This is a genomic window from Sodalinema sp., assembly GCF_046483825.1.
GTDB lineage: Bacteria > Cyanobacteriota > Cyanobacteriia > Cyanobacteriales > Geitlerinemataceae > Sodalinema.
Genome location: NZ_JAWOCL010000153.1, coordinates 1 through 7,768, shown reverse-complemented (window position 1 = coordinate 7,768; position 7,768 = coordinate 1). Strand labels below are relative to the sequence as shown.

8 protein-coding genes are annotated in these 7,768 nt (G+C 52.1%); 3 read left to right on the top strand and 5 right to left on the bottom strand.

All coding sequences use genetic code 11. The annotated features are described in order from the left end of the window. Positions 1-41 precede the first annotated feature (41 nt). A complete protein-coding gene (locus R6U67_RS10005) occupies positions 42-2,759 on the top strand; it encodes a valine--tRNA ligase (protein WP_410252403.1) in 2,718 nt (905 codons plus the stop codon). A 127-nt stretch (positions 2,760-2,886) separates the two neighbouring features. Continuing rightward, positions 2,887-3,402 (top strand): hypothetical protein, encoded by a 516-nt coding sequence (locus tag R6U67_RS10000; RefSeq protein WP_410252402.1) that lies wholly within the window; start codon positions 2,887-2,889, stop codon positions 3,400-3,402. Here R6U67_RS10000 and R6U67_RS09995 read toward each other — a convergent pair. From R6U67_RS09995 to R6U67_RS09975, 5 genes are all read right to left on the bottom strand, one after another. Further along, a complete protein-coding gene (locus tag R6U67_RS09995; RefSeq protein ID WP_410252405.1) occupies positions 3,399-3,887 on the bottom strand; it encodes a GNAT family N-acetyltransferase in 489 nt (162 codons plus the stop codon). The two genes, R6U67_RS10000 and R6U67_RS09995, sit on opposite strands and share 4 nt — an antisense overlap. After that, positions 3,884-4,048: a hypothetical protein gene (locus R6U67_RS09990; RefSeq protein ID WP_410252404.1), complete on the bottom strand. Its 165-nt coding sequence runs from the start codon at positions 4,046-4,048 to the stop codon at positions 3,884-3,886. Before R6U67_RS09990 ends, R6U67_RS09995 begins: the two co-directional genes overlap by 4 nt. A gap of 100 nt (positions 4,049-4,148) precedes the next feature. Then, positions 4,149-4,892, bottom strand: coding sequence for a ribonuclease PH (rph, locus tag R6U67_RS09985; RefSeq protein ID WP_410252401.1), 744 nt, complete (start codon positions 4,890-4,892; stop codon positions 4,149-4,151). 65 nt (positions 4,893-4,957) lie between these two features. After that, complete coding sequence (locus tag R6U67_RS09980; protein ID WP_410252400.1) at positions 4,958-5,161, bottom strand: histidine kinase dimerization/phospho-acceptor domain-containing protein; 204 nt, start codon at positions 5,159-5,161, stop codon at positions 4,958-4,960. Positions 5,162-5,388: 227 nt separating this feature from the next. Beyond that, positions 5,389-5,649: a hypothetical protein gene (locus R6U67_RS09975; protein WP_410252399.1), complete on the bottom strand. Its 261-nt coding sequence runs from the start codon at positions 5,647-5,649 to the stop codon at positions 5,389-5,391. Positions 5,650-6,402: 753 nt separating this feature from the next. Here R6U67_RS09975 and R6U67_RS09970 point away from each other — a divergent pair. Then, positions 6,403-7,302 carry a PEP-CTERM sorting domain-containing protein gene (locus R6U67_RS09970; protein WP_410252398.1) on the top strand — a complete coding sequence of 300 codons (900 nt, stop codon included), beginning with the start codon at positions 6,403-6,405 and terminating at the stop codon, positions 7,300-7,302. Positions 7,303-7,768 lie beyond the last annotated feature (466 nt).

Here is a 7,768-nt window from a genome sequence, read left to right as displayed (position 1 = left end):
GTAAAATCAGCGATCGCCGTTATTCATCCAAGCAGGCCACAATGACCGTCAATCTTCCCGCCCAATACGACCCTCAACAGACCGAAGCCAAATGGCAACAGTACTGGGAAGACCATCAGGTATTCAAAGCCGACCCCAACGCCCCCGGCGACCCCTACTGCGTCGTCATCCCACCCCCCAACGTTACCGGCAGCCTCCACATGGGCCATGCCTTTGAAAGCGCCCTCATCGATACCCTCGTTCGCTATCAGCGGATGCAAGGTCGTAACACCCTCTGGCTACCGGGAACCGACCACGCCAGCATCGCCGTTCAGAGTATTCTCGACCGCCAACTCAAAGCCGACGGTCAACATCGCGACGACCTCGGCCGAGAAAAATTCCTGGAACGGGCCTGGACCTGGAAAGCTGAATCCGGCGGCAAAATCACCAACCAACTGCGACGCTTAGGAGTCTCCGTCGACTGGACTCGCGAACGCTTCACCCTCGACGAAGGCCTCTCCGAAGCCGTCCTCGAAGCCTTCATTCGCCTCTACAACGACGGCTTGATTTACCGGGGCAACTACCTCGTTAACTGGTGTCCCGAAAGTCAATCCGCCGTCTCCGACCTGGAAGTCGACCAAAAAGAAGTCAACGGTCATCTCTGGCATTTCCGCTATCCCCTCAGCGACGGGTCCGGCTTCATGGAAGTGGCCACCACTCGCCCCGAAACCATGCTGGGGGATACCGCCGTCGCCGTGAACCCCAAAGACCCTCGCTATCAATCCCTCATCGGCAAAACCCTGACCCTGCCCCTGATGAACCGGGACATCCCCATCATTGCCGATGATTTAGTAGACCGAGAATTTGGGACTGGCTGCGTGAAAGTGACCCCCGCCCACGACCCCAACGACTTCGCCATGGGGCAACGCCACAACCTGCCCCAAATCAACATCATGAACAAAGATGGGTCACTCAATGAGAATGCTGGGGAGTTTCAGGGACAAGACCGCTTCGTGGCCCGTAAAAACGTCGTACAACGCCTCGATGAAGCCGGGTTCCTGGTCAAAGTCGAGGACTACAGCCACAGCGTCCCCTACAGCGAACGGGGCAAAGTTCCCGTCGAACCCCTCCTATCGACTCAGTGGTACATCAAAATTCGTCCCCTGGCCGATTTCGCCCTCTCCTGTCTCGATGACGAAAATTCGCCCCAGTTCGTCCCCGAACGCTGGCGGAAAGTCTATCGGGATTGGTTGGTCAATCTCCAGGATTGGTGCATCTCCCGGCAACTCTGGTGGGGTCATCAAATTCCCGCCTGGTACGTCGTCAGTGAAACCGACGGCGACATCACCGACGAGACCCCCTTTATTGTGGCCAAAAGCGAGGCAGAGGCGACCCAGCAAGCCCAGGAACGCTTCGGCGATGAGGCCGACCTCGTTCGTGACCCGGACGTGCTGGATACCTGGTTTTCTTCGGGGCTATGGCCCTTCTCTACGATGGGCTGGCCTCACAAGACGGAGGATTTAGAGACCTATTTTCCCACCAGTACCCTGGTCACGGGGTTTGATATTATCTTTTTCTGGGTGGCCCGGATGACGATGATGTCGGGCTATTTCACCGGTAAGATGCCCTTTCAGGATGTCTATATTCACGGGTTGGTTCGGGATGAGAACAATCAGAAGATGTCCAAGTCGAAGGGGAACGGCATTGACCCCTTGTTGTTAATCAATAAGTATGGAACCGATGCCCTGCGTTATACCCTAATTCGGGAAGTGGCGGGGGCGGGCCAAGATATCCGGCTAGAATACGATCGCAAGAAGGATGAATCCGTCTCCGTCGAAGCCTCCCGCAACTTCACCAATAAACTCTGGAACGCCTCTCGCTTCGTGATGCTGAATCTGGCCGAACAAACGCCGCAGCAGTTGGGAACCCCCAATCCTGAGGCGTTGGAATTGGCAGACCGCTGGATTCTCTCGCGATTTGGGCAAACGGTTCGCCAAACCTCTGATTATGTCAATCACTATGGTTTGGGGGAAGCGGCCAAGGGACTGTATGAGTTTATCTGGGGCGATTTCTGCGACTGGTATATTGAATTGGTGAAACCCCGCCTACAGGGTGACGATGCCGACTCGAAACGGGTGGCCCAGCAAACGCTGGCGGTTGTCCTCGATGGGATTCTCAAATTGCTGCATCCTTTTCTCCCCCATATCACCGAGGAAGTTTGGCAGGTGTTGACGCAATCGGGGGATGAGGTCTGTTTAGCGACTCAGGCTTATCCTCAGGTGAATGAGGCCTGGATTGATGAGGAATTGGAGTCAGGCTTTGAGTTGTTGATTGGGGCCATTCGCACGATTCGCAACTTGCGGGCCGAGTTGGAGATTAAGCCGAGTTTGAAGATTGCGGTGATTTTACAAAGTCAGAGCGATCGCGAACGCGATATCCTGGAGCGAGGACAAGCCTATATTGAGACTCTGGGTAAAGTTGACTCGTTCACCCTCACTGATGTCCTGGCCGAAGAACCTGGACAAACTATCGCCGGTGTGGTAGGAACGGTTCAGGTGTTAATTCCCCTAGCGGGTGTGGTGGACATTGGCGAAATTCGCGCCAAAATAGAGAAGAGACTCGCTAAGGCTGAAGCTGAGGTGAAGTCCTATGCGGGGCGATTAAGCAATCCGAATTTTGTCAACAAAGCCCCGGATGCTGTGGTACAGGGTGCGCGCACGGCCCTAGCTGAGGCGGAAACTCAAGTGGCGATGTTACAAAATCGCTTGAGTCGCCTCTAGGTTGGGTTGATCGTTGACAGTTGACAGTTTAAAAAGGACAATAAAAGCTAGGTAAATTCCCTCACAGTATAGGTTCTTCCTTTTTTGCTTGTCCTATCTTGTCTGACTGCTGCTATAGCTGTATGGCTTGGCTTCGTTCGTCAACTCAGCGAGTTGGCTCTGTTGGTTTCAAGGCGATCGCCCTATGTTATATCTCGCTCAGGTCACAAAGAAAGGTCTATTAGGTAAAACCACCTTACGACTCTTGGCTCGCCGCAAACCGGATGAGACTTGGGCGCCAATTTCGGGGGAAGAACTCGTCGACATGGAGAACAACGTTTACAACGAGGGCATTTTAGTGCTGGCCGAAGTTGGGGCGGGCCGTCAAGTGCTTCATGTCAAGGAGGCCAAAGACTGGGTGTTAGGCTTAGTTCGACAATATCTTGGCAAGGGGATTACGCCGGAGTTTCTGGAGAAGGAAGTCGAACGAGCCGAACAGTGGCGACAGTCTCTGACGCTACAGAGTCAGGATCTGGCCCGCCGCACGGTGGAACTCGAAACCCGCCGCGAGCAAATCCAGGCCCTAGAGGAAAAACTACGACGAGAAAAGCGCCTGTTACAGTCGATGGCGGCTCAGTTAAAGGCCCGAGCCAGCAACAGCTAGTTGAGGCGCTTCACCATCCAATGGGAAAAGGTCTGATAACCGAGTTTTTCGTAGAGATGAATGGCCGGTTGGTTGTCGGCGAAGACTTGTAGGCCCAGTTGGCGATCGCCTCGTTGACGAGCCCAGGTTTCGGCGTGGTGAATCAGCGCTGAACCAATCCCCTGGCGGCGATGTTGGGGATCGACATATAACAGGAAAATATGGGCGTGGCGATCGCCGTCGAGTTGATCCACGGCATTTCCCAGCCATAAACAGCCCAGGGCCTGACGATGCTGGGGAAATCCGGCGTCGTCATCGTTTTGGGATTCAACCCACCAGAGGGGCGTTTTGGAGGACAAATACTGTTCCACCAGTCGCGGTAAATGGGCAAAGTCTTGGTCTGGATAGAGTTCACCATAGGTACGCTGGGCAAACTTGACAAGCCGAGCGCGATCGATGGTCGATCCTTTGCGTAAACGATAGCCAGGAACAAACAAAAGACTTATGAGGTGGGAGAACTGCTCACCCCACTGGGGGCGGGGCTTTCGACGGATACCGGGGAGCTTAAGCCCTCGGGTAGAAAAATGCGAGCGCTGGTGGCCAGTAGGGCCAGCAAGAACACCACAACAATTAAAGCTGGGGCGACATATTGACGAAAAATGTTCATAGAGAGGGAATAGGGGAAGAGAAGGCAAGAGGCAAGAGGCAAGAGGCAAGAGGCAAGAGGGAAGCTAGTTCGGGTCTTTTTCAAGACAGACCATCGGGGTCTATTTACCCTTAACTCGATCAAGCTCACTCGATAGGGCCTCGTGTTGAGCGCGTAGGAGTTGTTCAATTCCTTGCTCAGCTAAATCGAGTAAAGCATTCAGTTGAGAGCGGGAGAAGCTGCCGGATTCGGCGGTGCCTTGAATCTCGATCGCCTCAAGTTGATCGGTCATCACCACATTCAAATCCACATCAGCCGCCACGTCCTCCTCATAGTTTAGGTCCAGAAGCGGTTGTCCTTCAATGAGTCCGACGGAAACAGCGGCGATCGCATGAGTTAGAGGCGATCGCTCCAACTCTCCGGCCTGCACGAGGCGATCGAGAGCCAGGGCCAGAGCCAGCCAAGACCCCGTAATGGCAGTGGTGCGAGTTCCTGCGTCAGCTTGCAGAACATCGGCATCAATCAACAGGGTTCGCTCGCCGAGGGCCTTGAGATCCACGGCGGCCCGTAAACTGCGGCCAATCAAACGTTGAATTTCTTGGGTGCGCCCTGAGAGTTTTAGCAGTTCTCGTCGTTGGCGTTGCGGCGTTGCACTCGGAAGCATCCGATATTCCGCTGTGAGCCAGCCCTGGCCACTGTCTTTGAGAAACCGGGGAACGCCAGGTTCGATGGTGACGGTACAGAGAACTTGAGTTTTGCCCGAATGAGCCAGAACGGAACTGGTGGCAAAATCGGTGAAGTTGAGATCGAATTGAATGGGACGCAAGTGATCCGGGGCGCGACCATCGGGACGTTGCCAGGGCATAAGTCAAGGGAAGGGAAAGTGCTGGGAGTATGATGCCACGAAATCTGGGTTGAGATATCCCCGATTTAGCGGGCCTGGTCGAGAATTGTTTTCATTTGCTCGGCGGCGGCTCGGATAAAGTTGAGGTAACTCTGCCGTTCTTCCTCATCAATGGTGTCATCCTTGAGCAGTTCGAGGGACATGAAAATGGTGTTTAGGGAGCTGCGGAACTCATGGGTGTGCTCTAAGGGGAAGTCAGACTGGGGTTGACGCGATAGAGGCTCGGTCATGATCGGCAAACTAGAGTGCAACATGGGTCAATTGGGGGAATCGGTGAGAGAACTTAGTTGAACGAGGCTCGAAGTACTCGTAATCTCACGGAGACTACTAAGCTAGTTGAATTTTTTGTACGTGTAAATACTGGCGTTACGGATCGAGATCCGTAGAAAATCATGGGCAAGGACATTCGCGGCCAAGGGTAACGACCTTGAAGATGAGTCTCATTGGAGGCGATCGCTCATGGAGAACGAGTGCCGAGAAGTGTGTCGGAGGTATAGCTGAGGCGATCGCAGGTATTACAGGTGGCCTCGATGGTGTTGCGGACTTGTTGGATCTCCTGCAACAAGGCATCTCGATTCACCGGTACCATCACATCCTGGTCTAATCGCAATTCGAGCAGTTCCACAGACCACAATAGGCTTTGCAATTGCGTTCGTAAGTCAAAAGAGGCTTTGGGGCCTAACGGCTGACCGGAACCAGACCGGTTCAAAGATTTCAAGGGATTCATCGCGCTTCTCAATTCAACTGTCCTTATTATCTGGGTCTATCTGAGATGGCGCGACGATCTCAACCCTGTCATTGGTTGATTGTTATCCTCAAGGCTCGTGACAGTTACCCAACCGTCTGGGTGACAGATCTGGGGGTCGCAGATAGATCGAGATCACAATCGCCTGACTCTTCTACCGGTCATCCAGACCCGGTTTGTTGCCGAGGGGAGAGTCTAATCTTTCCCTCAGATTTTCTCGATTAAGTGTTTTTACTTAATTAGAACACAACTATATTTAAATTACCATGGTTTTTACGCAGGTTTTCTGGAGATTGGTCATTTTGGAGATGGAGGCGATCGCCAATACGTTCACTTAAAAACCATAGTGTTGATTAAAAACCTTTATTTTAAAAAAATTATCAAAAATACTGAGATGTCTTGAAGATATTTTGGTATGACGGATTGTCAAACCTATTAAAGTGCTAAAAAGCAGAGAGTTAATTACCGCCGATCCAGTAATTCCACTGAAGCTACTGTTAGTAATTCTACGTAAGTACCGAGAGTTCTGGGACATTTGTTCCAGAATAAAATGCCCGATTTGTCTTTACACAAGCTTCAAAAAAAGCGTTTTTATATAAAGACTTGAACAAAGCAGTCAATGTTCCTTGCCGTGTACTTTGCTGGAGGATAGATTGTAGACGTCAGGGAAAACGACCTATTTCAATATCGCGTACAGACAGAGAGTAAACCACCCAGGACTTAACGATGAATACTAATTTTTTAACCAAAACATCTCTTATCACCGCCGGATTCACACTGGCATCGCTGAGTTTAGGCGTGAACCCATCCATGGCTCAGTGGAACTATTCAATGGACTCTTCCACTGATGGTCACGCTATTGGCGGTATCGTGGGGGCCAATAGTGCCTTTGAATTTTATGGCATGGCCATGATGGAAAAAGATGGCCAGATCTACATTGGCATGAACTCTAACCTAAGTCTCGATGGTGCTAACTCCAGCTATGCTGATGACGGTGTTATTAGCTATGGCGATTTGTTCTTCAACTTCACGGGTGATGGCTTAGATGATGCCGCTGGCAATCTTTTCGCAATCAACTTTGCCAACCGTACTAACAGCGGCGTCAGCGAAGCTGGAGTCTATCGAAACGTCACCGGAAAAAATGTCGCGCAACAAAACTCCGGATTCTGGGATTTAAACCATCATGCCAACACGGTGAACGGTCTTAGTGTGAATCGAAATGGCGGAGACGGTGCTAACATGGCTGACCTCGCCAGCGATGATGCCTACTGGCAATCAGGCGTCACCGAAGACTACAAAGTTGTGACCTCCATCGCCTCAGGAGAACGGGTTGGTGGCATTAATATGCTCGAATCAACGACACTGGCATCGTTAGGATTAGATTTTGCTGGCTTCGGTGGCGTAGGAAGCGAAACCTTTGGCTTCAGCTTTGATAAAAGTTTATTACCCAGCGGCGACTTCATTGCTCACATTTTCGCTGAATGTGTCAATGATGGTATGGCGATGGTGGGGAACCTAGCATCTGCTGATGTTGACCCCGAATCTGTTCCTGAACCGGCTTCTATTTTAGGTTTGTTAGCGGTAGGCGGTTTGATGCTCAAAGGCAAACGGAACCGCACCGCCTAATATCGCGGATCATCTGAGAGCGGCATCTTAAAGGGATTTCAAGACAGACGTGGCAACGCTACGTCTGTTTTCTGTTGCCTCGTGCTTCTTGCCTCCTTCCTCCTTCCTCCTTTTCTCTGTGTCCTCGGGCAACCACAAGGGATTGCCCCTACGTGGTGACCCTCTCCCCTTGCCTCTTGCCTAAATGATGCGTTCGGGCAAGTTTGAAGCAATGGGCCTAGGTCAAACCCCCTACTGATGCCGGAACGCATCCTACCTCCTATTGCTAGATGCGTTCGGGCAAGTTTGAAGCGATGGGCCTAGGTCAAACCCCCTACTGATGCCGGAACGCATCCTACCTCTCTCTTGCCCAAATGATGCGTTCGGGCAAGTTTGAAGCGATGGGCCTAGGTCAAACCCCCTACTGATGCCGGAACGCATCCTACCTCCTCTTGCTAGCCTCTTGCCTGTTGCCGCTTGCCTCTTG

Coding starts and splice junctions, on each gene's coding strand:
- R6U67_RS10005 (WP_410252403.1), top strand. CDS start 42: ATGACCGTCAATCTTCCCGCCCAATACGACCCTCAACAGACCGAAGCC.
- R6U67_RS09990 (WP_410252404.1), bottom strand. CDS start 4,048: ATGAACATTTTTCGTCAATATGTCGCCCCAGCTTTAATTGTTGTGGTG.
- rph (WP_410252401.1), bottom strand. CDS start 4,892: ATGCCCTGGCAACGTCCCGATGGTCGCGCCCCGGATCACTTGCGTCCC.
- R6U67_RS09980 (WP_410252400.1), bottom strand. CDS start 5,161: ATGACCGAGCCTCTATCGCGTCAACCCCAGTCTGACTTCCCCTTAGAG.
- R6U67_RS09970 (WP_410252398.1), top strand. CDS start 6,403: ATGAATACTAATTTTTTAACCAAAACATCTCTTATCACCGCCGGATTC.